Below are 24,719 nucleotides of genomic sequence, written 5' to 3'. Positions count from 1 at the left end.
CCACAGTGGATCTGCGGTGTACATGAATTTTGTACATGACATCGATCAAATGTGGGAGCGAGCCTGCTCGCGATAAGGCCCTCCCGGACGATATAGATTCCAGCTCATGAGTACTCCAACCCCCTGCTACCACTGCGCCCTGCCCGTCCCGGCCGGCAGCCGCTTCACGGCCGCCGTCCTCGGGGATACTCGCGAGTTCTGCTGCCCGGGTTGCCAGGCAGTGGCCGAGGCCATTGTGGCCGGTGGGCTGGAAAGCTATTACCAGCATCGCAGCGAAGCCTCGGCCAACCCCGAAGCCTTGCCGGTACAGTTGGTGGATGAGCTGGAGCTCTACGATCGCGCCGACGTGCAGCAACCCTTTGTCCGCCACGACGGCGAACTCGCCGAAACCACGCTGTTGATGGAAGGCATCAGTTGCGCCGCCTGCGGCTGGCTGATCGAGAAACACCTGCGCGCATTGCCAGCAGTGGCCGAAGCACGCCTGAATCTGTCCAACCATCGCCTGCATGTACGCTGGGCCGACGCGCAATTGCCATTAAGCCAAGTGCTCAGCGAATTGCGCCACATCGGCTACGCCGCCCACCCTTATCAGGCCGACCGCGCCAGCGAACAACTGGCCAGCGAAAACCGCCTGGCCCTACGTCAACTCGGTGTCGCCGGGCTGCTGTGGTTCCAGGCGATGATGGCGACCATGGCCACCTGGCCGGAATTCAACATCGACCTCAGCCCCGAACTGCACACTATCCTGCGCTGGGTCGCGCTGTTTCTGACCACACCGATCGTGTTCTACAGCTGCGCGCCGTTCTTCAAGGGCGCGATGCGCGATCTGCGCACCCGTCACCTGACCATGGACGTTTCAGTGTCGCTGGCGATCGGCAGCGCCTATATTGCCGGGATCTGGACCTCGATCACCGGGGTGGGCGAGCTGTATTTCGATGCGGTGGGAATGTTCGCGCTATTCCTGCTGGCCGGACGTTATCTGGAACGCCGCGCCCGGGAACGCACCGCCGCCGCGACCGCACAGCTGGTCAATCTGTTGCCTGCCTCCTGCCTGCGGCTGAGCGCTGACGGTCAGAGCGAACGGATTCTGCTCAGTGAGTTGCGCGTGGGCGATCAGGTGCTGGTGCATCCCGGAGCAATTCTGCCGGCCGATGGAAAAATCCTCGACGGTCAGTCGAGCATCGACGAATCCCTGCTGACCGGCGAATACCTGCCACAGCCACGGACCCCAGGCGATGCCGTCACCGCCGGCACCTTGAACGTTGAAGGTGCGCTGACCGTAGAAGTCCTGGCGCTGGGTCAGGACACCCGACTGTCGGCCATCGTCCGCCTGCTGGATCGCGCCCAGGCCGAAAAGCCACGACTGGCGGAAATCGCCGACCGCGCCGCCCAATGGTTTTTGCTGTTGTCACTTATCGCGGTGGCCGCCATCGGCCTGCTGTGGTGGGAGCTGGATTCTTCGCGAGCCTTCTGGATTGTCCTGGCGATGCTGGTTGCGACGTGCCCGTGCGCCTTGTCGCTGGCCACGCCAACCGCCCTCACCGCCGCCACCGGCACGTTGCACCAGCTCGGTCTTTTGTTGACACGCGGCCATGTACTGGAAGGCCTGAACCAGATCGACACGGTGATTTTCGACAAGACCGGCACTCTCACCGAAGGCCGCCTGGCCTTGCGTTCGATCCGGCCGCTTGGGGCGCTGACCAGCGATCAATGCCTGAGCCTCGCCGCCGCGTTGGAAAACCGCTCCGAGCACCCGATTGCCCGGGCTTTTGGCCGTGCACCGCTGGCCGCCGAAGAAGTTCACAGCACGCCGGGCCTGGGCCTTGAGGGGTTGGTCGGCGCACAACGCCTGCGCATTGGCCAGCCAAGGTTTGTCTGTGACCTCAGCGGCGCTCAAACGCCAGTAATGCCCGATGAGCCCGGCCAATGGCTGTTGCTCGGCGACAGTCAAGGGCCGCTGGCGTGGTTCGTACTCGATGACCGTTTGCGCGCCGACGCGCCCGCCCTGCTCGCAGCGTGCAAGGCTCGTGGCTGGCGCACGCTGCTGCTGTCCGGCGACAGCTCGCCGATGGTCGCCAGCGTCGCTGCCGAACTGGGCATCGACGAGGCCCGTGGCGGTTTGCGTCCGGATGATAAACTGCAGGTGCTGCAACAGCTGCACAAGGAAGGTCGCAAGGTGTTGATGCTCGGTGACGGGGTCAACGATGTACCGGTGCTGGCCGCCGCCGACATCAGCGTGGCGATGGGTTCGGCCACCGATCTGGCGAAAACCAGTGCCGACGCGGTGCTGCTGTCGAACCGTCTCGACGCGCTGGTGCAAGCCTTCAGCCTGGCCCGTCGCACCCGTCGGGTCATCATCGAGAACTTGCTGTGGGCGGCGCTGTACAATGGCCTTATGTTGCCGTTCGCCGCCCTCGGCTGGATCACTCCGGTATGGGCTGCGGTCGGCATGTCGATCAGTTCGTTGACCGTGGTGTTGAATGCCCTGCGCCTGACTCGCTTGCCGAGCGCGCCGGCCGTCAGCACCACGCCAGAAACCCGCCCGCTGCCGGCCTGAACCGCGCGGGCATGGAGTCCAGATGCCAGCTCTCTACGTGATGATCCCGGCCGCGCTGCTGATCGTGGCCATCGCTATCTATATCTTCTTCTGGGCAGTCGACAGCGGTCAGTACGACGACCTCGATGGCCCGGCCCACAGCATCCTGTTCGACGATCAGGACCCGAACCACAAGGCAGCGGTCGACGAGGCCAGCGGCCATCCGGCCAAACCGGACGACAAGGCGCCGCCCCATGCTTGAGTTGGTGCCACTGCTGGTGTCTGCGCTGATCCTCGGCCTGCTCGGTGGCGGGCATTGTCTGGGCATGTGCGGCGGATTGATGGGCGCGTTGACCCTGGCGATCCCCAAGGAACAACGCAGCCGACGCTTTCGACTATTGCTGGCCTACAACCTGGGGCGAATTCTCAGCTACGCCGCGGCCGGCCTGCTGATCGGCCTGGCCGGCTGGGCTGTGGCCAATAGCCCGGCGGCGATGTTCATGCGCATCCTCGCCGGATTGCTGCTGATCGCCATGGGCCTGTACCTGGCTGGCTGGTGGAGCGGCCTGACCCGCATCGAAAGCCTCGGCCGCGGCCTGTGGCGGCATATCCAGCCGGTGGCCAACACACTATTGCCCGTGTCGAACCTGCCCCGCGCCCTGCTGCTGGGCGCACTCTGGGGCTGGCTGCCGTGCGGGTTGGTTTACAGCACATTGCTGTGGTCGGCGAGCCAGGGCAATGCGCTGGACAGTGCGTTGCTGATGCTGGCATTCGGGCTGGGCACCTGGCCGGTGCTGCTCGCCACAGGGCTGGCGGCCGAGCGCGTCACAGCGTTGTTGCGCAAACGCAGCGTCCGCATGACCGGTGGCTTGCTGGTGATGGTGTTCGGCATCTGGACCTTGCCGGGGCCGCATCAACATTGGCTCATGGGGCATTAGATCGGCAGTGGCCCCATCGCAGACAAGCGATCCCTTGTAGGAGCGAGGCTTGCCCGCGAAGAGGCCCTCACTGACACCACAAATCCCGACCCTTGATGCAAATCAAGATGCCTTTGCGCACTTCTCCCTAGACTCGCCGACACTGCCAGCCTATCCGGGGGAATGCCCGCATGCTCGACGCCATTCGTTGGGACACAGATCTGATCCGCCGTTATGACCTGGCGGGACCGCGCTACACCTCGTACCCGACCGCCGTGCAATTCGACAGCCAGGTCGGCACCTTCGACCTGTTTCATGCCCTGCGCGACAGCCGTAAAGCTCTGCGGCCGCTGTCGCTGTATGTGCACGTGCCCTTCTGCGCGAACATTTGCTACTACTGCGCCTGCAACAAAGTCATCACCAAGGACCGTGGCCGGGCCCTGCCCTATTTGCAGCGCCTGGAACAGGAAATCCAGTTAATTGCCTGTCATCTCGACCCCTCGCAGAAAGTCGAGCAACTGCATTTCGGCGGCGGCACGCCGACCTTTCTCAGCCATGACGAACTGCGCCAGTTGATGGCTCAACTGCGCAAGCATTTCAATTTGCTGGACGACGATTCCGGCGACTACGGCATCGAGATCGACCCACGCGAGGCTGATTGGTCGACCATGGGCCTGCTCCGGGAACTGGGCTTCAACCGGGTCAGTATCGGCCTGCAAGACCTCGATCCGGCGGTACAACGGGCGGTCAATCGCCTGCAAAGCCTGGAAGAAACCCGCGCGGTGATCGATGCCGCCCGAACCCTGCAATTTCGCTCGATCAACATCGATCTGATCTACGGCCTGCCGAAGCAGACGCCCGAGAACTTCGCCCGCACCGTCGACGAAGTCATCAGCCTGCAACCGGATCGGCTCTCGGTGTTCAACTACGCCCATCTGCCAGAACGCTTCATGCCGCAACGACGGATCAACAGCGACGAACTGCCGACCCCGGCGCAAAAACTTGAAATGCTCCAAGGAACCATCGAGCAGCTGACCAAGGCCGGTTATCGATATATCGGCATGGACCACTTTGCGCTGCCCGACGATGAACTGGCGATTGCTCAGGAAGAATCGACCCTGCAACGTAACTTCCAGGGCTATACCACCCACGGTCATTGCGATTTGATCGGTCTGGGGGTATCGGCGATCAGCCAGATCGGCGATTTGTACTGCCAGAACAGCAGTGATCTGAACCAGTACCAGAATGCGTTGGCCAGCGCACAACTGGCCACCAGCCGTGGTCTGCTGTGCAACGCCGATGACCGACTGCGACGTGCGGTCATCCAACAACTGATCTGCACTTTCGGCCTGGAATTCGCCCAGATCGAACAAGCCTTCAACATCGACTTTCAGGGCTACTTCGGTGAACTCTGGCCACAGTTGCAGGAAATGGCCGACGACGGACTGATCGAACTTGATAACGAACGGATTACCGTACTGCCCGCCGGACGATTGCTGGTGCGTTCGGTGTGCATGGTGTTCGACGCGTACCTGGAACAGCAAAATCGCCAGCGTTTTTCACGGGTTATCTAGCCATTAGTTCATGGCCGGTCTGCGAAACGCTGATTTTACGACCCTGCGACAAAATCGCCGCGTGCCTGAATGTCCTCCCGTGGGTTACCCTTACAGCTTATGTGTGTTTTCCCACAAGGATTAAAGAAATGTCCGAGCCAGTAAAGCTGCGCGCTCATAGCCAGGCCCATTGCAAGGATTGCAGCCTGGCCCCCCTCTGCCTGCCACTTTCTCTGAATCTGGAAGACATGGATGCGCTGGACGATATCGTCAAACGTGGTCGCCCGCTGAAGAAAGGCGAGTTCCTGTTTCGCCAGGGCGACACGTTCGATTCCGTTTATGCAGTACGCTCCGGCGCCCTGAAGACTTTCAGCCTGAGCGATGGCGGCGAAGAGCAGCTCACCGGTTTCCATTTGCCGAGTGAACTGGTCGGCCTGTCGGGCATGGACACTGAAAAGCACCCGGTCTCGGCGCAAGCCCTGGAAACCACCTCGGTGTGCGAAATTCCTTTCGATCGCCTCGACGAACTGGCCCTGCAACTGCCACAACTGCGCCGTCAGTTGATGCGGGTGATGAGCCGCGAGATTCGCGACGATCAGCAGATGATGTTGCTGCTGTCGAAGAAAACCGCCGACGAGCGCATCGCCACTTTCCTGGTCAACCTGTCGGCCCGTTTCCGCGCCAGGGGCTTCTCGGCCAACCAGTTCCGGTTGAGCATGTCGCGCAACGAAATCGGCAATTATCTGGGCCTGGCGGTGGAAACCGTGTCCCGGGTGTTCACCCGTTTCCAGCAAAACGAACTGATCGCCGCGGAAGGCAAGGAAATCCACATCCTCGACCCGATCCAGCTCTGCGCCCTGGCCGGCGGCTCGCTCGACGGCTGATCGTGGCGACGGCGGCTGAGCGAAACGGTTCAGCCGCCGTTATACTGCGACGTTTGCAGCCCGCCAGGACACCTCGACGATGGTCTTCGACTCCTTCGACATCAAATCCCTGATCCGCCCCGTGATCGACTTCCCCAAGCCGGGCGTGATCTTTCGCGACATCACTCCGTTGTTCCAGTCACCCACGGCCCTGCGCCTAGTGATGGACAGCTTTGCCCATCGTTACGTCGAAGCCGACTTCACCCACATCGGCGCCATGGATGCCCGTGGCTTTCTGATCGGTTCGATCCTGGCCTATCAGCTGAACAAACCGCTGGTGCTGTTCCGCAAGCAGGGCAAACTGCCGGCCGACGTGCTGGCCGAGGGTTATCAGACCGAGTACGGCGAAGCCTTTCTCGAAGTCCATGCCGATAGCCTGTGTGAGGGTGATGCGGTGGTGATGTTCGATGACCTGATCGCCACTGGCGGCACGCTGATCGCGGCGGCGAACCTGATTCGGCGCATGGGCGCGCGGGTGCATGAAGCGGCGGCGATCATAGACTTGCCGGAGCTGGGTGGTTCCCAGCGGCTGGAAGACATGGGGATTCCGACGTTTTGCCTGACGCAGTTTGCGTTAAGCGATAAGTAAGGCGGCGTCTGCACCGACGCCTTCGCGAGCAAGCCCGCTCCCACATTAGATCTCCTGCGTACACCAATCTTATGTCCGACAGTAGCCCAGTGTGGGAGCGGGCTTGCTCGCGAAAGCGTCAGCCGCAACACCGCCTATTTCAAAGCCCCATCTGCTTACTGATGATCTCGTTCATCACTTCCCGCGTCCCGCCGCCGATCGACAGAATCCGGTTATCCCTATACAGCCGCTCCACCAGACTTTCACGCATGTAACCCAGACCGCCCAGAATCTGCACCGCATCGGTCGTAATGCGATCAGCCGTGTCGGTGGCGAAATTCTTGGCCATGGAAATCTCCTTGATCACGCTCTGCCCCGCGGCCATTTTCGCCGCCTGGCGATAGGTGAACTCCCGTGACACCTCCAGCGCCGTGGCCATTTCCGCAAGACGGTGCTTGAGCACCTGGAACTTGCCGATAGGTTTGCCGAAGGCTTCACGCTGACGGGCCCACTTCAGGCTCTCCTCCAGCGCCAACTGCGCGGTCATGTTGGCCATCAGCGCCACGGCCAGACGCTCGCTCTGGAAGTTGCCCATGATGCAGGCGAAGCCCATGTTCTCGGCCCCGATCAGATGGCCCGCCGGTACTCGGCAATCATCGAAAAACAGTTCGGCGGTGTCCGACGCCCACCAGCCCATTTTTTTCAACTGACGACCGACGGTGAACCCGGGCGTGCCCTTCTCGATCAGCAACAAACTGATGCCGCCAAACCCCGGCTCGCCGGTGCGCACCGCGACGGTGTAGAAATCCGCACGAACGCCGCTGGTAATGAAGGTTTTGCTGCCGCTGACCCGGTAAAAGTCGCCGTCACGTATGGCGCGGGTTTGCAGGTTGGCGACGTCGGAGCCGCCGCTGGGCTCGGTGACGGCCAGGGCGCTGATCTTCTCGCCTGCGAGCACCTGAGGCACAACGCGATCGCGGACTTCGGACCTGGCCCACTTGAGGATCGGCGGCAAACCAATGTCCAGCGAGCCCAGCCCCGCGACCAGACCACCGGAACCGCAGCGCATCAGCTCTTCACTGGCAGCGATTTTGGCGAACACATCACCTTCGTGACTGCCACCCAAGGCTTCTGGATAACCAATGCCCAAAATCCCCGCCGCGCCGGCCTTCAGGTAGAGCTCACGGGGGAAGCTTTCGGCTTCTTCCCACTGGTCGATGTCCGGAAGAATCTCGCGCTCGACGAAACGTCTGACGCTGTCGCGGACCAATTGGTGGCTGGGATCGAAGTATTCCTGAAAGGCAGGCATCGGCGAGCTCCACTGAAGGTTCAGCGAAGTTAACCGAGCGCTTGCTTGGTTTTCAATAGAAGGAGTCGCGGAAGATCAAAAGATCGCAGCCTTCGGCAGCTCCTACGCGCCTGTGGGCGCCGCCGAAGGCTGCGATCTTTTGATTTTGATGCGGTTACAGCGAGATCGGCTTACGCCCGGCAAACGAATGCGCCAATGTCCCGCCGTCCACCAGTTCCAGCTCGCCACCCAACGGCACACCATGGGCGATGCGCGAGGCGATCAGGCCTTTGTTGCTGAGCAACTGGGCGATGTAATGCGCCGTGGCTTCGCCTTCCACCGTCGGGTTGGTGGCGAGGATGACTTCGGCAAACGTACCCGCCTCTTCGATCCGCGCCATCAATTGTGGAATGCCGATGGCGTCCGGCCCCAACCCGTCGAGGGGCGACAGATGGCCTTTGAGCACGAAGTAGCGACCGCGAAAACCGGTCTGCTCCACGGCGTAAACGTCCATCGGACCTTCCACCACACACAGCAAGGTGTCGTCGCGGCGAGGATCAGCGCATTGCGGGCACAGATCGTCTTCGGTCAGCGTGCGGCACAAGCGGCAGTGGCCCACTCCTTCCATGGCCTGGCTCAGCGCCTGGGCCAGTCGCGAACCGCCGCTGCGATCACGCTCAAGCAGTTGCAACGCCATGCGCTGGGCAGTTTTCTGACCCACACCCGGCAAAATTCGCAGGGCGTCGATCAGTTGGCGAATCAAAGGGCTGAAGCTCATGGGAAAAAGTCCGACATAACAACGAGACGCGGTTTATACCCGCGCCTCTGTTTAGCGTCAAATAGCACCGTCAATTACTCAGTCTGCGCGACCCGCACCACCAGTTTGCCGAAGTTGCGTCCCTCCAGCAGACCGATGAATGCCTGGGGCGCGTTCTCCAGACCGTCGACCACGTCTTCACGGAATTTCACCTTGCCGTCCCGCACCCACGGGGCCATGGCGCTGATGAACTCCGGCTGACGATCACCGTAGTCATCGAACACAATGAAGCCCTGAATCCGTACGCGCTTGGTCAGCAGTGTGCGTTGCAACTGAGGCAAGCGATCCGGCCCGCTAGGCGCTTCATTGGCGTTGTAGGACGCAATCAGACCGCAAAGAGGAATCCGCGCCTTGGGGTTGAGCAGCGGCAGCACCGCATCGAACACCTTGCCACCGACGTTTTCAAAGTAGATATCGACGCCTTTTAAGCAGGCCAGCGCCAACTCTTCGGCGAAATCCGGGCGCTTGTGGTCGATGCAGGCATCGAAGCCCAGCTCCTCGACCACGTAGCGGCATTTGTCCGCACCACCGGCCACACCGACCACTCGCAAGCCCTTGATCTTCGCCACTTGGCCGACCACCGAACCCACCGCGCCGGACGCAGCCGCTACCACCAGGGTTTCGCCCTCCTTGGGCTGGCCGATGTCCATCAACCCCATGTAGGCGGTCATACCGGGCATGCCCAGTACACCCAGGGCCATCGAAGGACTCTGCAGCCCGGACGGGATCGGAATGATGTTGCGCCCGTCGCTGATGCTGTGGCTTTGCCACCCCGTGACGCCGACCACCAGATCACCCTCATGGAATTTCGGATGCAGCGAGCGTTCGACACGACTGACAGCCCCACCGGTCATCACCTCGTCGATTTCTATCGGTGCAGCGTAGGACTGCGCGTCGCTCATACGACCGCGCATGTAGGGATCGAGCGACAGATAAAGCGTCTTGAGCAACACCTGACCGTCGGCCAGGTCTGGCAGTGCTACCCGTTCCAGGCGGAAATTCTCTGGCGTCGGCGCGCCCACCGGGCGGGACACCAGAACGATTCGTTGGTTGAGGGTCAATGCTTGTGGCATGTGAGCGTCTCCTTGATCGATGAATTTCAGCGGTATAGGGAGCAGACATTTGTGGCGGTGTCGGGTTCGAAGTTTCGTCAGTTGTACCGAGGTGATTTCATCGCGGGCAAGCCACGCTCCCACAGGATTCAGGTGATCACTGTGGGAGCGGGCTTGCCCGCGAAGGCTGCCTCACCGGCACCATACTTCCAACAGACAGAAACAAAAATGCCAGGCGCGATGCCTGGCATTTTTTTGTAACCCATCCGATGCGCGTTGGCGAATCAGAATGGCAGTTTCATACCCGGTGGCAATTGCATGCCAGCGGTCACGCCGGACATTTTGTCCTGGCTGTTGGCTTCGATCTTGCGCACGGCGTCGTTTACGGCTGCGGCGAATACCGCCTCCAGCATTTCCTTGTCGTCTTCGCTCAGGCCTTCGACCAGGCTTGGGTCGATGGTCACGCGCTTGACGTCGTGACGACCGGTCATCACCACGGTGACCATGTCGCCGCCGGCTTTACCGGTGACTTCGGCGTTGGCCAGTTCTTCCTGCATCTTGGCCATTTTTTCCTGCATCTGCTGCGCCTGCTTCATCAGGCCGGCCATGCCACCTTTCATCATGGGAATCACCTCAAAAGTACTTGGATAAAAACAGCGCCCGGCGAATGCGGCCAAGCGCCTTCAGTTATTAGTCCTGACTGACCAGGGCCTCGACAGGTTCAATAGTATCGTGACGGACCACCGCCCCGAACTGCTGCATCATTTGCTGGATGAACGGATCGCCGTGGATCGATTCCTCGGCCTCGCGTTGACGGTTGGCACGCCGGCGGGATGAGGCCTGAGCCGGGGTTTCCTGCTCGGGCTTGATCAGCTCCATGCTCAGGGTCAGCGTGCGCCCGTGGAACTGGTTCAGTGCATCGTTGAGGCGACGTTGCTGTGTCGCGTTGAACAAGGCGCTGTGAGCCGGGTCCAGGTGCAACAACCAATTGTCGCCATCGACGGCGATCAGCGTGCAGTTGGCGGCGATGCTGGCGGTCATGCCGGACACCGGCAGTTTCGGGAACACCTCCAGCCATTGCAGGGCCAGACCCGTGGCCGGCATCGCGGCCGGTTCTGGCTCGGGTTCCGGCGCAGGTTCGGCGGTGTGCTCGCTGGCCAGTTCGTCGAGATAGCTATAGGCCGAATCCATGTCCGGCTCGATGTAGTCCTCGTCCAGCGGCGGCTCGTCGTCCTGATCCATGCCTGGCGTAGCGGCATCGACTTCGGCCGTGGACGGTTCCGGAATCGGGGCAGCAGCCCATTCCGGCGCGTCCGGCACTACGCTGTCCGGCGTCGGCATGGGCATCGGGGGTAATTCGGGTTGTTCGCCAGCCGTTTCCAGCACCGGCTCGACGGCGGGCTGCTGGACAACTTCCGGCTCTACCGGGTCGTTCCACGGTAGATCAACGACTTCTTCGACCGCTACGGGTTCGGCAACAGGCTCAGGCGCGACCACGGGCACAGCCACAGGCCCGACCCGCTCAGGCGCAGCTACCGGGACAGGGGCTGGCGCCACCACGGGCGCAACAGGAGCCGGTGTAACGGCCGTAGCGACTACCGGCGCAACAACCCGCGCGGCAGCCACTGAATTTGCGGAATCAACTGTGGCCTGGCTGATCCCCACTGTCTTTAGCGGTTGCCTCGGCGCGTCCGCAGTGTCTGCCGGCCGGAACGCGAGCATTCGCAGCAGGACCATTTCGAAGCCGCCGCGCGGGTCCGGCGCCAGCGGCAAGTCCCGGCGACCGATCAGGCCCATCTGGTAATAGAACTGCACGTCTTCAGCCGGCAATGCCTGGGCCAGAGCCAATACGCGATCACGGTCGCCATGACCGTTGTCGACGCCTTCAGGCAGGGCCTGGGCGATGGCGACACGGTGCAGCACATTGAGAATTTCCGAGAGCACGCCGTTCCAGTCCGGGCCTTGTTCGGCCAGATGTCGCACGGCTTCGAGCAATGCCTTGGCGTCGCCTTCGATCAGCGCATGCAGGACGTCGTAGACCTGGCCGTGATCGAGAGTACCGAGCATGGCCCGCACGTCGGCGGCCATGACCTTGCCTTCACCGAAAGCAATGGCCTGATCGGTCAGGCTCATGGCATCGCGCATCGAACCGTCGGCGGCGCGGCCCAGCAGCCACAGCGCGTCGTCTTCGAACGGCACGTTCTCGACGCTCAGCACGTGGGTCAAATGCTCGACCACCCGTTCCGGGGTCATGTTCTTCAGGGAGAACTGCAGGCAACGCGACAGAATCGTTGCAGGAAGTTTCTGGGGATCGGTGGTCGCCAGGATGAACTTGACGTAAGGCGGCGGCTCTTCAAGGGTTTTCAACAGCGCATTAAAGGAATGGCTGGAGAGCATGTGCACTTCGTCGATCAGGTAGACCTTGAAGCGCCCGCGGCTCGGTGCGTACTGCACGTTGTCGAGCAGTTCGCGGGTGTCTTCGACCTTGGTCCGGCTCGCGGCGTCGATCTCGATCAGGTCGACGAAGCGGCCTTCATCGATTTCGCGGCACACCGAGCACTCGCCACAGGGGGTCGAAGTGATACCTGTTTCACAGTTCAGGCATTTGGCGATGATCCGCGCGATGGTGGTCTTGCCAACCCCGCGGGTACCGGTAAAAAGGTACGCGTGGTGCAGCCGCTGGCTGTCCAAGGCATTGATCAGAGCCTTGAGCACATGGGTCTGGCCGACCATTTCGCCGAACGAGCGCGGACGCCATTTACGTGCAAGAACCTGATAACTCATCGAAAACCGTCGCAACGAAGGAACAGAAGCGGCTAATGCTAGCGGAGCAAGGCCAAAATTGCATCCGGTGCGCTCGTCTATTCTGGCTAAGCTGCACTTTAAGGGGCTTTTATTGGCTCAGGTTTGAGCCGTACCGGAGCGTTTATGCGTTTTGCCTTGGGGGCACTGCTGTTGGTCAGCCTGAGCGTCGCAGCCGCCGAGGCGCCGTTGCGCTTTGTCGTGTCCGACAGCTGGGCCATGCCCATGGCGCAAATGGAGCGCGGCGGCCGACCGACCCAGGGCATTCTGCACGACATCATGCTCAGCCTGGCGACACAGGTCGGCATGCCGGCGCAATTTCATGTCTTGCCTCGGGCACGGGTGCAAAACGCCATGGAACACGGCGAAGTCGATGTGCGCTGTTATGTCTCAAAAACCTGGCTGCCGAACCTGTCCGACAACTATATCTGGAGCGTTCCACTGCTGGTTCAGCGCGACTTGCTGATTGGCCGGCGAGGCTCACCCGACACGGTCAACCCGGCAGAGCTGCCGCCGCAGTCGATCGGCACAGTGCTCGGCTATAGCTACCCGACCCTGCAACCGCTGTTCGATGCCGACCGCCTGCACCGCGATGACGCGCGCAATCAGGAACAGGTGCTGGATAAACTCCTGGCCGGACGCTACCGCTATGCCGTGAGCAGCCAATGGACCCTGGACTGGTTCAACCAGCGCCTGCTACCCGACCGACAACTGCAAAGCGTAGCACTGGTACACGAACAAACCGTCGGCTGTTATGTGCGCAATGACCCCAAGGTGCCTGTGCAACGCATTCTGGACACGTTGCTGCAAATGAAAACGTCCGGGGAGATTGATGACATTATCCGGCTCTATACCGGTAACCCTGCTGCCAACCAGTAGCAGCTGCATGATGTCTCAGGCTGTCTGGCTGAGCGTCTGCCATTGCGACGGGGCGACAAACCCTGCCACCCATCCCGGCACCTCACCGGGAGGCATCGGGCGGGCGATGAAATAGCCTTGAGCGACTTCGCATCCTAGCCGCAACAGCAATTCACCGTGCTCAACGCTTTCCAGCCCCTCGGCAATCACCTGCCGGCCGAACGCGCGGGCCAGGCCAATCACCGCCGTGGTCAGAGCCAGGTCGTCGTGATCATTCAGAATGTCACGCACGAACGACTTATCGATTTTGATGGTTTGGGTACGTAAACGCTTGAGGTAACTCAGGGATGAGTAACCCGTGCCAAAGTCACCCAACGAGAACTGCACCCCCAACGCCTGACAGGCCTGCAAACAGGCACTGACATGCTGGATATTCTCGATCGCCACCGACTCGACGATTTCCAGATCGAGCATCTGCGGGGCAACCTGGGCATGTCGAGCGAGTACCTGCCTGAGCCGGTCGACGAAGTCAGCGCGCTGAAAATGTCGCGCCGCGATATTGATACTGACCGGCCAGCCCTGCCCCGCTTGCTGCCAGTGGTGCAACTGCGACAGAACCTGATCCATCACCCATTCGCCGATATCGATGATCAGGTCGGTGTCCTCCACCAACGGCAAAAACTCCCGAGGTGGCACCATGCCGTTTTGCGGGTGCTCCCAACGCAACAATGCCTCGAAACCGACGACCACACCACGACGCATGTTCACCTTGGGCTGAAAATGCAGGCGTAACTCACCGGCGACCAGCGCCTGACGCACCCGCTCGACGGTCTGGTGCGTGGCCTTGACCTCCTGATCCCGAGAGACATCGAATAGATGAAAACGGTTTCGCCCGCTCTGCTTGGCCACGTACATCGCCTGATCGGCATGACGCAGCAAGGTTTCGGCATCTTCGTTGTCATGGGGAAACAGGGTGACGCCGATACTGGCAAACACATTGATGTCCTTGCCGTGCAGTGTGTAAGGCGCCGAAATCGCCCCCAACACGCGATTCAGCGCCGCGCGCAACTCCTGCAGATCACGCACATAACGCAGCACCAGCACGAACTCGTCACCGGCCAGTCGGGCCACCACGTCTTCGCCGCGCACAATGTCGCGCAAACGCTTGGCCACTTCCACCAGCAACATATCGCCACTGGCGTGACCGTAACCGTCGTTGACCGCCTTGAACCCGTCGAGGTCAAGCATGCACACCGCCAACGGAATGTTTTCATGCCGGGAGAATTCCAGCGCTTGATCCAGTAAATCCGACAGGAAGGCGCGATTGGGCAGCCCGGTCAGCACGTCGTGCCCGACCCGCCATTGCAAGGATTGCAATAGTTTGCGTTTTTCGCTGATGTCGAAACGAATCGACAGGTATCGGTGAACGCGCCCGGTGGCATCATCGAGCACCGGCACCATGGTGCTGTCGACCCAATACAGGCTGCCATCCTTGGCGCGATTGCAGATTTCGCCCTTCCAGATATTACCCAGGGCGATGGTGCGCCACATGGCGGCGAAGAAATCGGCGGAATGCAGGCCGGAGTTCAGCAGGCGATGGTTTTGCCCCAGCAGTTCCTCGCGGCTGTAGCCGGACACCGCACAGAATTGATCGTTAACATAGGTAATCCGACCGTTCAGATCGGTCTCGGAAAAAATGGCGGCTGCATCCACGGCCCTGCGGTATTTCTCATCCATGAGTCAGGCTCACTGTCGCTAGCGGTGGTACCGCTCGACCAGCGCAGGATGCCCGGAAGAGGTGTTTTGAGACGTACTGCGCAGAGACACGTTATCACTCCATGAACAGCATTTGATGGCCCCGGACCGCCGAAGATCCAGGGCAAAGTAGCAACACCGACTCTGGTAATATTTCGCGAGGCTTCAGACCGTCAGCGGTCTCTGCGCATACCCGGCAGGGAGCGCAATGCTGGCTTTTTCATATCGCCTAAACTTCAGAAAGCAGATCACCCCAAACCCTTCGAAGCGGCGATTCTACGAAATGCATCACATTTTGCAAAGCAAGGTGATGGATCATGCAGTTGCCTAATGCAAAAATCTATCGTTAAGTTCTTGATTCTAAATGGGAATTGAGCGATGCAAATTTCAAGTTTGGGTCCAGCCATCCGACGCTACCGTAAGGTCGCAGGGCTTACTCAGGCTGAACTCGGCGAAAAAACCGGTTTTGACCCCAAAACCATCAGCCGTTTCGAAACCGGCACCTACACCCCCAGCGTGGAAGCATTGTTTTTGCTTGCCGACGTGCTGGGCGTGAAGCTGAAAGCCTTTTTCGCAGATCTGGAAGACGAAGATGAACAGCGGGCGTACCTGTTCAGCGTCATACACAAAGCCACCCCGAAGGATCTGGGAAAGCTGATCGCAGCGGTTGACCAGGCCTTGTCCAAGCCTAGTGCCAGTAAATAAAAAAAGAGGCCGATCTGTCGAATGCGACAGATCGGCCTCCTTTTTGTATTCCGCGCTTTAATTCGGAAACAACGAAACACCGCCCTGGATGAGCTCCATGGCAGGGAAAACAAAACAGTATTTTTAGATAGAAAACACGAAAGAGGGTTCGTGTTGCGTTATGGAGGCAACCCCACCAGCCACACCCCGGCACACAATGTTCCCGCTGTGGCTGCTCCCTTCCGGGTCTGACCAGGTTCACGGGTAATCGTTGCGGGGGGACCGATGGGGTCACCATAACGACGCTCACCTGACGGCGAGCCGCGCCATTGTACCTATCTGAGACGAAGTTACAACCGTTCGGGTGGATTAAAAAATATGAGCCGCTTCAAGGACATGCGCTGGCCTTTAAAAGATCGCAGCCTGCGGCGGCACCCACAGGCGCGTAGGAGCTGCCGAAGGCTGCGATCCTTTTGATCCTATTGCGCCAACACCTCATCCGCCCTGCCGCCCTCTTGCTGGATCACCAAGTGAATGAAGTGCAGCTTGGCAATCACCGCCGGCGGCAGGACGAACGGATAGAAATCCGGTTGGCCCATGCTGCGTGACAATTCGTTGAGCATGCCAGCCAGCTCGATCCATGCGTTGACGAACGACAGGAACGCCGGGCCTCCGGGGTGCTGCGGGTCGAATAGCGTGCTCGGCGGAAACGGCTGGTAGTCGAAATCCATTTCCTGCGCACTCATGCCAAAACCCAGGGCGGTGTCCACTGCATCCATCATGTGCAGGTAGTGAGCCCAGGTTTCGGCCCAGTCTTCCCAAGGGTGCATGGTCGCGTAGGCGCTGACGTAATGTTGCTGCCAGTCGAGCGGCGCGCCTTGCTGATAATGCCGCTCAAGGGCGTCGGTGTAGCTTGTTTGCTCGTCACCAAACAGATCGCGGAACGGTTCCAGCCAATGACTGTTGGCGACCAAGCGGTCCCAGTAGTAATGCCCTACCTCGTGACGAAAGTGCCCGAGCAGCGTGCGATAAGGTTCGTGCATCTGCACGCGAACTTGCTCGCGATGGGCGTCGTCGGCTTCCTTGATATCGAGGGTGATCAGACCGTTGGCATGCCCGGTGGTCGGCGGCTTGCCTTCGAGGTCGATACCGATGAAGTCGAAGGCCAGACCGATGTCTTCGTCCATGGATTTCGGAATGACCGACAAGCCCAGGCTGATCAACTGCGCCACCAGACGACGCTTGGCGACTTCCACTTTGCGCCAGCGCTCGTGGTTCTCGGGGATCGACAGGTCAGGGATGGTGCGATTCAGGCTACACGCAATGCATAACGCATCGTGATCATTGGCCGGCAGCAGCCAGTTGCATGCGGCTGGAGAATCGAGATTGGCGCAGCGGCGGAACACCCCCGCGTCAGGATCGGCGTCGAGCAACCAGGTATCCGCTTGCGGGCCGGGTTGCAGCGAAGACAAGCGACTCTGCTGCGGCTGATAGCCCAGCGCTGCCGAACAGGCCAGGCACTGACTGTTGCGGAAGAACAGTGACTGCCCGCAGCGACAATGCCAGACCTTGCTGTTGCGCGAACGCTCGCCCATGAAGGGCGCGGCGATGCGTGAACTGAGCTGTTCGAAGAAGCGGTACATGGCGATCTCTCCCTGGGGCCTGCCAAGACTAGATCATTCCCACACCGTGATCGTTCCCACAAATGAACACACCTGTGTGGGGCCGAGCTTTTGTGGCGAGGGGGCTTGCCCCCCGTTGGGCTGCGCAGCGGCCCCAAAACCGCCAACCGCATTTTTCAGGCATACCGTGCAAGCAGGTTTTGCGACGGCTTCGCCGCCGAACGGGGGCAAGCCCCCTCGCCACAGGTCTCTGTTAGATCGAGATGTTGTATTCCTTCAGCCGAGCCACAAACGCCTCTTCATCCAGCACCTTCAACCCCAGCTCATTGGCCTTGGCCAGCTTCGATCCCGCGCCCGGGCCGGCGACCACGCAATGGGTCTTGGCCGACACGGAACCGGCCACCTTGGCGCCGAGGCTTTCAAGTTTGTCCTTGGCGACATCGCGACTCATCAGCTCCAGCGAACCGGTCAGCACCCAAGTCTGCCCGGCCAGCGGCAACCCTTCGACGACCTTTTTCTCGCTCTGCCAATGCATGCCGAAATCACGCAGCTGCTTTTCGGCGGCCTCGGCGAGTTGACGATTTTCGGTCCCCGCAAAGAACTCGCGAACCGAAGTCGCCTGCTTCTCCGGCAATGCCTGACGCATGTCCAGCCAATCAGCACTCATCACCGCTTCGAGCGAGCCGAACTTGTCCGCAAGCTTCTGCGCCCCGCCCGGCCCGACCGAGGGAATGTGCAACTTGTCGAGGAAACCGCCCAACGTGGTACTGGCGGCAAATTCGGCACCCAGCTCGCCCTGATCCTGAATCTGCAGGCCGTGCTTGAGCAGATCCTTGATCACCTGCTGGTTATGCGTGTCTTCAAAGAAGCTGTGAATCTCGTGAGCCACTTCCAGCCCGACATCCGGCAAGTACGTGAGTACTTGCGGCAACGCCTGCTGAACCCGCTCCAGAGAGCCGAGAGAACGTGCGAGGACCTTGGCCGTCTCTTCGCCGACATCGGGAATGCCCAAGGCGTAGATGAACCGCGCCAGACTCGGCTGCTTGCTGTCTTCGATAGCGCCGAGCAGGTTCTTGCTCGACAGTTCGGCAAAGCCTTCCAGGTCAACGATCTGCTCGAACGTCAGGGCGTAGAGGTCGGCCGGCGAACTCACCAGGCCTTCGTCCACCAGTTGCTCGACGCTCTTCTCGCCCAGACCTTCAATGTCCATGGCGCGGCGCGAAACGAAGTGAATGATCGCTTGCTTGAGTTGCGCACCACAGGCCAGACGCCCGACGCAGCGATACACCGCGCCCTCGCTGATGGTCTCGCGCCCCTTGCTGCGCTTGACCAGTTGCGTGCGCTCGACATGGGAACCGCAAACCGGGCACTGCTCGGGAATCTGCACCGGCCGGGCATTCTCCGGGCGGCGTTCGGTGACCACTTGCACCACCTGCGGAATCACATCACCAGCGCGACGAATGATCACGGTGTCGCCAATCATCAGGCCCAGCCGCGCAACTTCATCCATGTTGTGCAAGGTCGCATTAGCCACGGTGACACCCGCGACCCTGACCGGTTTCAAGCGCGCTACCGGTGTCACGGCACCGGTGCGACCGACCTGGAATTCCACGTCGAGCAGTTCGGTGAGTTCTTCCATCGCCGGAAATTTGTGGGCAATCGCCCAACGCGGTTCGCGAGCGCGAAAACCCAGTTCACGCTGGGAAGCGATGCTGTTGACCTTGAACACCACGCCGTCGATTTCATACTGGAGCGCATTGCGACGCTCACCGATGTCGCGGTAGTAATCCAGGCATTCTTCGATGCCGTGCGCCAGTTTCAGCTCATGACTGATCGGCAGCCCCCAGGCTTGAAGTTGCTTCAGATTGCCAATGTGCGTGTCGGCAATATCGGCCGAAATCTGGCCGATGCCGTAGCAGCAGAATTCCAGCGGACGGTTGGCGGTGATCTTCGAATCCAGCTGCCGCAAACTGCCCGCCGCCGCGTTACGCGGGTTGGCGAAGGTCTTGCCGCCCACTTCCATCTGCGTGGCATTGAGCCGTTCGAAACCGGCCTTGGACATGAACACTTCGCCACGCACTTCCAGGGTCGCCGGCCAGCCGGTGCCATGCAGCTTGAGCGGAATATTGCGCACGGTGCGCACGTTGACGCTGATGTCTTCGCCAGTGGTGCCATCGCCGCGGGTCGCGCCGCGCACCAGCACACCGTCCTGGTACAACAGACTGACCGCCAGGCCATCGAGCTTGGGTTCGCAGCTGTACTCCACCGCTGCGCCACTGCCAAACAAGTCGCCGACCGGCAGATCCAGCCCTTCCGTCACCCGGCGATCGAATTCGCGCATGTCGGTTTCTTCGAAGGCGTTGCCCAGGCTGAGCATCGGCACTTCATGACGCACCTGGGTGAACGCCGACAGTGCCGCGCTGCCGACACGCTGGGTCGGCGAGTCGCTGGTGATCAATTCGGGATGGGCCGCTTCGAGGGCCTTGAGCTCGTGGAACAGGCGATCGTATTCGGCGTCCGGAATGCTCGGCTCGTCCAGCACGTGGTAACGATAGTTGTGCTGATCGAGCTCGGCACGCAGCTCTAGAATGCGGTTTTTGGCGGCGGTCATGGGTGTTCTCTCATAAAGCAAAAGAGCAGCCGAGGCTGCTCAATCTGTTGATGCTGTACAAATCATTGTAGGAGCCAGGCTTGCCGGCGAAGGCATACGTGAGATCGCCTTCGCCAGCAAGCCTGGCTCCTACAAGATCAGCGCTTCTGGGTCAAAGCGCGACGCTCGAACTCGACGATGCGCTGACGGTAGTGCTCGATCGTTTGGGCGGTCAGCACGCTGCGCTGGTCGTCTTTCAGTTCGCCGTTCAGCTCCTGGGACAGTTTGCGTGCCGCAGCCACCATCACGTCGAAGGCTTGCTTCGGATGACGCGGGCCTGGCAGACCGAGGAAGAAGCTCACTGCCGGGGTGCTGAAATGATCGATGTCATCCAGATCGAAGACGCCCGGCTTGACCGCGTTGGCCATGGAGAACAGGACTTCGCCGTTACCGGCCATGCTTTCGTGACGGTGGAAAATGTCCATCTCGCCGAAACGCAGACCGCTTTCCAGAATGTTCTGCAACAACGCCGGGCCCTTGAAGCCGGCCGGGTCGCGGCAGATCACGCTGATCACCAGCACTTCTTCGGCTTGTGGCTGATCTTTCTCGGCCGAGCTGGCGGGCTTGGTGTCATCCGGGAAATCGTCACGGCTATTGAAGCTCGGGCCGCCATCCAGGTCCAGGTTGAGGTTCAAGTCACCCTGCGAGGGTTCGCCATGGCCACGCTTGCCACGCTTGGAACCCGACTCGCGGGGTTCACGGGCAGGCATGCTCACCGACGGCAGATCATGCTCGTCGAGTTGCGGTTCTTTATGGTTATCCAGCACACGGGGCGGGCCCAACAGCTCGGCGCTGGTGTCCTCGTCCGGCAGATTGGACAAACTTCGGTCAAGACGGAATTTCAGTTTTCCCTTGCCGCCGCGCATGCGACGCCAGCCATCAAAAAGAATACCGGCAATGACAATAATGCCGATGACGATCAGCCACTCGCGCAGACCGATTTCCATGTAATCCCGTGCCTCTATAAAAAATGCTGAAAAATAAGGGGTTTACATTGTGTAAACCGCTTTAAAACGTGGCGCCAACTCTATGTTCTGACAGGCGTTTTGCCCACGTATACGAAAAATTGACATTAAACTAGCACGACCAAAGGCAACTTTACACCGTCTGTCACAGTGGCTTGCGCGAATTATGTCGATTGGCCAGCAAGTCAAGGCAAGTAAAAAGCCCTACAGCTCAAAAATACCTGCCCTACAAGCAATGATTCAGGCATCCACCATTGCCATCGCCTCCTCCACATCCACTGCCACCAGACGCGAGCAACCGGGTTCGTGCATCGTCACCCCCATCAATTGATCGGCCATTTCCATGGCGATCTTGTTGTGGGTGATATAGATGAACTGCACCGTCTGCGACATCTCTTTGACCAGCCGTGCGTAGCGTCCAACGTTAGCGTCATCCAATGGCGCGTCAACCTCATCGAGCATGCAGAACGGCGCCGGATTCAACTTGAAGATGGCAAATACCAGAGCCAATGCGGTCAGGGCTTTTTCGCCACCGGAGAGCAAATGGATGGTGCTGTTCTTCTTTCCTGGCGGCTGCGCCATGATCGTTACCCCTGTATCGAGTAGATCTTCGCCCGTCAGTTCCAAATACGCGCGTCCTCCACCAAAAACTTTTGGGAAAAGGGCCTGTAAACCGCCATTGATCTGATCAAAGGTATCTTTGAAGCGGTTTCGGGTTTCCTTGTCGATCTTGCGGATCACGTTCTCGAGCGTGTCCAGCGCTTCCACCAAATCGTCGTTCTGAGCATCCAGATAACGTTTACGCTCGGATTGTTGCTGGTATTCGTCGATGGCCGCGAGGTTGATCGCGCCGAGGCGCTGAATCCGCGCGGCAATGCGCTCGATTTCTTCTTCGGCGTCTTTCTCGTTGGCCCCGGCCAGCAGCGTGGCGAGCACGCCGTTGAGATCGTAGCCGTCCTCGAGCAATTGATCCTGCAAAGTCTTGCGCCGCACCGTCAGTGCTTGCCATTCCATGCGCTGCTGTTCGAGCTGGCTGCGAATCAACTGGGATTGCTGCTCGGCCTGAGTGCGGCGCTTTTCGGCATCACGCAGTTCGCGGTCGGCGTCTTCCATGGCGATTTGCGCGGTCTTGAGTTCTTCGTCGACGGTCATGCGCTTGTCGAGCAGCTCTTCGAGTTTCAACCGTAGCTCTTCCAGCGGCGCCTCGCCCTCTTCGAGGTTGAGGCTCAACTGTTCGCGCTTCTCGGTCAGGCGCTCGGACTGCATTTCCAGCCGCTCAAGGGCCTGACGAGTGGAATCGTGTTGCGCCTTTAGCGAACCGAGGCGCACCGCCAATTGATGCGCATGATCCTTGTGCTGCCGGGCTTCCTGACGCACCCGGTCGAGGCGTTCGCGCAGGCTGTCGCGCTGGGCCAAAAGCAACTCACGCTGCTCGGTGTCCAGCGCCATGCTGTCGAGAGCTTCCTGCAAATGCAGGCACGCTTCGCCGATGCTTTCGTGCTCCAGGGCGCGCTGTTCGCTCAGCTCGGTGAGTTCTTCATCGAGACGGGTGCGGCGCAGGGTCAACTGCTCGACCTTGGCTTTGCCGGCGGACAACTGGGCTTTCAATTCGCCTTGCTGACGGGCTTCGTCTTGCAGCAAACGGCGCAAATGTTCGCGACCGTTTTCCTGCTGACGCTGTTGCGCCCTGAGATTCTGAAGTTGGGTTTCCAGAGTTTCCACCGTGGCTTCGCGCTCTTCGCGTTCAAGGCCCAAGCGCTGGATTTCCTGGCCACGGGCGAGTACACCGCTTTCCGCTTCGCTGGCCCGGCGCACACGTAAAAAGTGTCGGCCGACCCAGTAACCGTCACGGCTGATCAGGCTTTGGCCGGCGGCCAATTGCCCGCGCAAGGCCAAGGCCTGCTCAAGGCTGTCGACCGGTTTGACCTGCCCCAGCCATGGCGACAAATCAATCTGCGCCTCGACCTTGTCGAGCAAACTGCCAGGCATGCGCACGCCATCGGTGGCCGGGCTGAGCAGACGCAAATCGCCTTGGGTAAACCCGGCCAGATCGAAATCACCGAAGTCATCCACCAGCACCGCCTGCAGGTCGGCGCCGAGCACGGTTTCCACCGCCAGCTCCCAACCGGCCTCGACCTTCAGGCCTTCGGCCAGACGCGGACGATCCGCCAGATGCTGTTCGCGCAGCCATTCGGCGGTGCCGGTGCCAGGATCGAGCGCGGCTTGCTGCAAGGCTTCCAACGACGCCAGTCGACCGTTGAGCCGCTGCAAATCACCTTGGGCTTGCTGCTGCGCCGAAAGGGCTTGCTGCAGCTCCTGACGCAGTTGCTCGAGGCGTTCGACCTGAGCCTCTTCACTGGCCTGCAAGTCTTCGAGCGTGGCCTCGGACGCGGCCAACTGCTCGCTGAGTTCCATGATCGCCGCGTCTTCCGGATCCGCCGACAGCAACGCACGTTCTTCGCCAAGGCGTTTCTGGCGATCGGCCAAACGCTCCATGCTGGTTTCCAGCTGCTGGATTCGCGACTGCTGAACTTCAGACTGACGGCGTGGCTCGGCGGCGGTGAGGTTGAAGGTGTCCCACTGCTCCTGCCAGCCGTGCATGGTGGTTTCGGATTCCTCGAGCGCGGCAGCAGCTTCTTCGGCGGCAGCGCTGGTGACTTCCTGTTCCGGCGTGAGCATGTCCAGCTCTTCGCCCAAGGTCAGCAGCAAGGTGCGGTCGTGGCCCAAGTGAGACTCGGTTTCCAGCCGCGCGCGCTCGGCTTCTTTCAGGTCATCCTGCAACTGACGCAAACGCTGCTGACCGTGCTGGATGCTCTGCTCGACCCGGGCGATGTCGCCGCCGACCGAATAAAACCGCCCCTGCACCAGATTGAAGCGTTCGGACAGATCGTGATGACCGTCACGCAGGCGCTCGATGGCTGCGTCGGCATTGCGTTGCTCGGCCACCAGGGCTTCGAAGGTGACCTCCTGAGTGCCGATGATCGACTCGCGCTGGCCAACCTGTTCGTTCAACGCCTGCCAGCGCAGGGCCGACAGCTGGGCCTTGAGCTGGCGCTCTTCGCCTTTGTATTCCTGATACTTCTTGGCGGCCTCGGCCTGGCGGTGCAAGCGTTCAAGCTGACGCTCGAGCTCTTCGCGCAGGTCGGTCAGGCGGGCAAGGTTTTCGTGGGTGCGGCGGATACGGTTTTCAGTCTCGCGCCGACGTTCCTTGTACTTGGAAATACCGGCGGCTTCTTCGATGAAATTGCGCAGGTCTTCGGGCTTGGACTCGATCAGCTTGGAGATCATCCCCTGCTCGATAATCGAATAGCTGCGCGGGCCGAGGCCGGTCCCCAGAAAGATGTCGGTGATATCGCGGCGACGGCATTTGGTGCCGTTGAGGTAATAGGTGGTCTGGCTGTCGCGGGTCACTTTGCGGCGAATGGAAATTTCCGCATAGGCAGCCCATTCGCCGAGCAGGGTGCCGTCGGAGTTATCGAACACCAGCTCAATGCTGGCCTGGCTCACCGGTTTACGGCTGGTCGAGCCGTTGAAGATGACGTCGGTCATCGACTCGCCGCGCAAGTTCTTGGCCGAGCTCTCGCCCATCACCCATCGCACGGCGTCAATGATGTTCGACTTGCCGCAGCCATTGGGCCCGACCACAGCCGCCATGTTACTGGGGAAGTTTACCGTGGTCGGATCGACGAAGGATTTGAACCCCGCCAGTTTGATGCACTTGAGCCGCAC

At 60.5% G+C, this 24,719-nt stretch carries 18 protein-coding genes and 1 other RNA gene; 8 read left to right on the top strand and 11 right to left on the bottom strand.

Annotated features, from left to right (window positions below; all coding sequences use genetic code 11):
- The first annotated feature begins 106 nt into the window (after positions 1 to 106).
- The 6 genes from KVG95_RS24670 (at position 107) to KVG95_RS24645 (ending at position 6,518) form a co-directional block, all read left to right on the top strand.
- Entirely contained in the window at positions 107 to 2,557 is a 2,451-nt protein-coding gene (locus tag KVG95_RS24670) for a heavy metal translocating P-type ATPase (protein WP_217858254.1), read from the top strand.
- Positions 2,558 to 2,579: 22 nt separating this feature from the next.
- Positions 2,580 to 2,798, top strand: a complete 219-nt coding sequence (gene ccoS / locus KVG95_RS24665) for a cbb3-type cytochrome oxidase assembly protein CcoS (RefSeq protein WP_007905420.1) — start codon at positions 2,580 to 2,582, stop codon at positions 2,796 to 2,798.
- Complete coding sequence (locus KVG95_RS24660; protein WP_217858253.1) at positions 2,791 to 3,474, top strand: sulfite exporter TauE/SafE family protein; 684 nt, start codon at positions 2,791 to 2,793, stop codon at positions 3,472 to 3,474. The genes ccoS and KVG95_RS24660 overlap by 8 nt, the downstream gene beginning before the upstream one ends.
- A 170-nt stretch (positions 3,475 to 3,644) precedes the next feature.
- Positions 3,645 to 5,027 carry an oxygen-independent coproporphyrinogen III oxidase gene (gene hemN / locus KVG95_RS24655; protein WP_217858252.1) on the top strand — a complete coding sequence of 461 codons (1,383 nt, stop codon included), beginning with the start codon at positions 3,645 to 3,647 and terminating at the stop codon, positions 5,025 to 5,027.
- Positions 5,028 to 5,155: 128 nt separating this feature from the next.
- Positions 5,156 to 5,890 carry a fumarate/nitrate reduction transcriptional regulator Fnr gene (gene fnr, locus KVG95_RS24650; protein ID WP_052965436.1) on the top strand — a complete coding sequence of 245 codons (735 nt, stop codon included), beginning with the start codon at positions 5,156 to 5,158 and terminating at the stop codon, positions 5,888 to 5,890.
- A 79-nt stretch (positions 5,891 to 5,969) separates the two neighbouring features.
- The gene (locus KVG95_RS24645) at positions 5,970 to 6,518 is read left to right on the top strand and encodes an adenine phosphoribosyltransferase (RefSeq protein ID WP_008007029.1); all 549 of its coding nucleotides are present in this window, start codon (positions 5,970 to 5,972) and stop codon (positions 6,516 to 6,518) included.
- Positions 6,519 to 6,657: 139 nt separating this feature from the next.
- On the opposite strand, the gene KVG95_RS24640 is transcribed toward KVG95_RS24645, so the two are convergent.
- The 5 genes from KVG95_RS24640 to dnaX form a co-directional block, all read right to left on the bottom strand.
- Positions 6,658 to 7,806, bottom strand: a complete 1,149-nt coding sequence (locus tag KVG95_RS24640) for an acyl-CoA dehydrogenase family protein (RefSeq protein WP_217858251.1) — start codon at positions 7,804 to 7,806, stop codon at positions 6,658 to 6,660.
- Positions 7,807 to 7,960: 154 nt separating this feature from the next.
- Entirely contained in the window at positions 7,961 to 8,563 is a 603-nt protein-coding gene (gene recR, locus KVG95_RS24635; RefSeq protein ID WP_008075173.1) for a recombination mediator RecR, read from the bottom strand.
- A 74-nt stretch (positions 8,564 to 8,637) separates the two neighbouring features.
- Complete coding sequence (gene curA / locus KVG95_RS24630; RefSeq protein ID WP_217858250.1) at positions 8,638 to 9,675, bottom strand: NADPH-dependent curcumin/dihydrocurcumin reductase; 1,038 nt, start codon at positions 9,673 to 9,675, stop codon at positions 8,638 to 8,640.
- Between the two features lie 263 nt (positions 9,676 to 9,938).
- Positions 9,939 to 10,277, bottom strand: a complete 339-nt coding sequence (locus KVG95_RS24625; RefSeq protein ID WP_007905413.1) for a YbaB/EbfC family nucleoid-associated protein — start codon at positions 10,275 to 10,277, stop codon at positions 9,939 to 9,941.
- Positions 10,278 to 10,344: 67 nt separating this feature from the next.
- Complete coding sequence (gene dnaX / locus KVG95_RS24620; RefSeq protein WP_217858249.1) at positions 10,345 to 12,438, bottom strand: DNA polymerase III subunit gamma/tau; 2,094 nt, start codon at positions 12,436 to 12,438, stop codon at positions 10,345 to 10,347.
- A 144-nt stretch (positions 12,439 to 12,582) separates the two neighbouring features.
- Here dnaX and KVG95_RS24615 point away from each other — a divergent pair, with 144 nt between their 5' ends.
- Positions 12,583 to 13,335 carry a substrate-binding periplasmic protein gene (locus KVG95_RS24615; protein ID WP_217858248.1) on the top strand — a complete coding sequence of 251 codons (753 nt, stop codon included), beginning with the start codon at positions 12,583 to 12,585 and terminating at the stop codon, positions 13,333 to 13,335.
- Positions 13,336 to 13,350: 15 nt separating this feature from the next.
- Here KVG95_RS24615 and KVG95_RS24610 read toward each other — a convergent pair whose 3' ends face one another.
- Positions 13,351 to 15,051 carry a putative bifunctional diguanylate cyclase/phosphodiesterase gene (locus KVG95_RS24610; RefSeq protein ID WP_217858247.1) on the bottom strand — a complete coding sequence of 567 codons (1,701 nt, stop codon included), beginning with the start codon at positions 15,049 to 15,051 and terminating at the stop codon, positions 13,351 to 13,353.
- A gap of 396 nt (positions 15,052 to 15,447) precedes the next feature.
- Between KVG95_RS24610 and KVG95_RS24605 the strand changes: the two genes are divergently transcribed.
- Entirely contained in the window at positions 15,448 to 15,774 is a 327-nt protein-coding gene (locus KVG95_RS24605) for a helix-turn-helix domain-containing protein (protein WP_007905395.1), read from the top strand.
- Between the two features lie 170 nt (positions 15,775 to 15,944).
- Here the strand turns inward: KVG95_RS24605 and ffs are convergent.
- The 5 genes from ffs to smc form a co-directional block, all read right to left on the bottom strand.
- An RNA gene (gene ffs / locus KVG95_RS24600) (signal recognition particle sRNA small type) lies at positions 15,945 to 16,041 on the bottom strand.
- 191 nt (positions 16,042 to 16,232) lie between these two features.
- Positions 16,233 to 17,396 carry a zinc-binding metallopeptidase family protein gene (locus KVG95_RS24595; RefSeq protein ID WP_217858246.1) on the bottom strand — a complete coding sequence of 388 codons (1,164 nt, stop codon included), beginning with the start codon at positions 17,394 to 17,396 and terminating at the stop codon, positions 16,233 to 16,235.
- Between the two features lie 232 nt (positions 17,397 to 17,628).
- Positions 17,629 to 19,986 carry an NAD-dependent DNA ligase LigA gene (ligA, locus tag KVG95_RS24590; protein ID WP_217858245.1) on the bottom strand — a complete coding sequence of 786 codons (2,358 nt, stop codon included), beginning with the start codon at positions 19,984 to 19,986 and terminating at the stop codon, positions 17,629 to 17,631.
- A 137-nt stretch (positions 19,987 to 20,123) separates the two neighbouring features.
- Positions 20,124 to 20,972, bottom strand: a complete 849-nt coding sequence (gene zipA, locus KVG95_RS24585) for a cell division protein ZipA (RefSeq protein ID WP_217858244.1) — start codon at positions 20,970 to 20,972, stop codon at positions 20,124 to 20,126.
- A 258-nt stretch (positions 20,973 to 21,230) separates the two neighbouring features.
- Positions 21,231 to 24,719, bottom strand: coding sequence for a chromosome segregation protein SMC (gene smc, locus KVG95_RS24580; RefSeq protein WP_217858243.1), 3,489 nt, complete (start codon positions 24,717 to 24,719; stop codon positions 21,231 to 21,233).

The sequence above is a fragment of the Pseudomonas farris genome (genome assembly GCF_019145235.1).
Classification (GTDB): Bacteria; Pseudomonadota; Gammaproteobacteria; order Pseudomonadales; family Pseudomonadaceae; genus Aquipseudomonas; species Aquipseudomonas farris.
The sequence above is the reverse complement of the archived record's forward strand: the minus strand, read 5'-3'. Positions and strand labels throughout refer to the sequence as shown.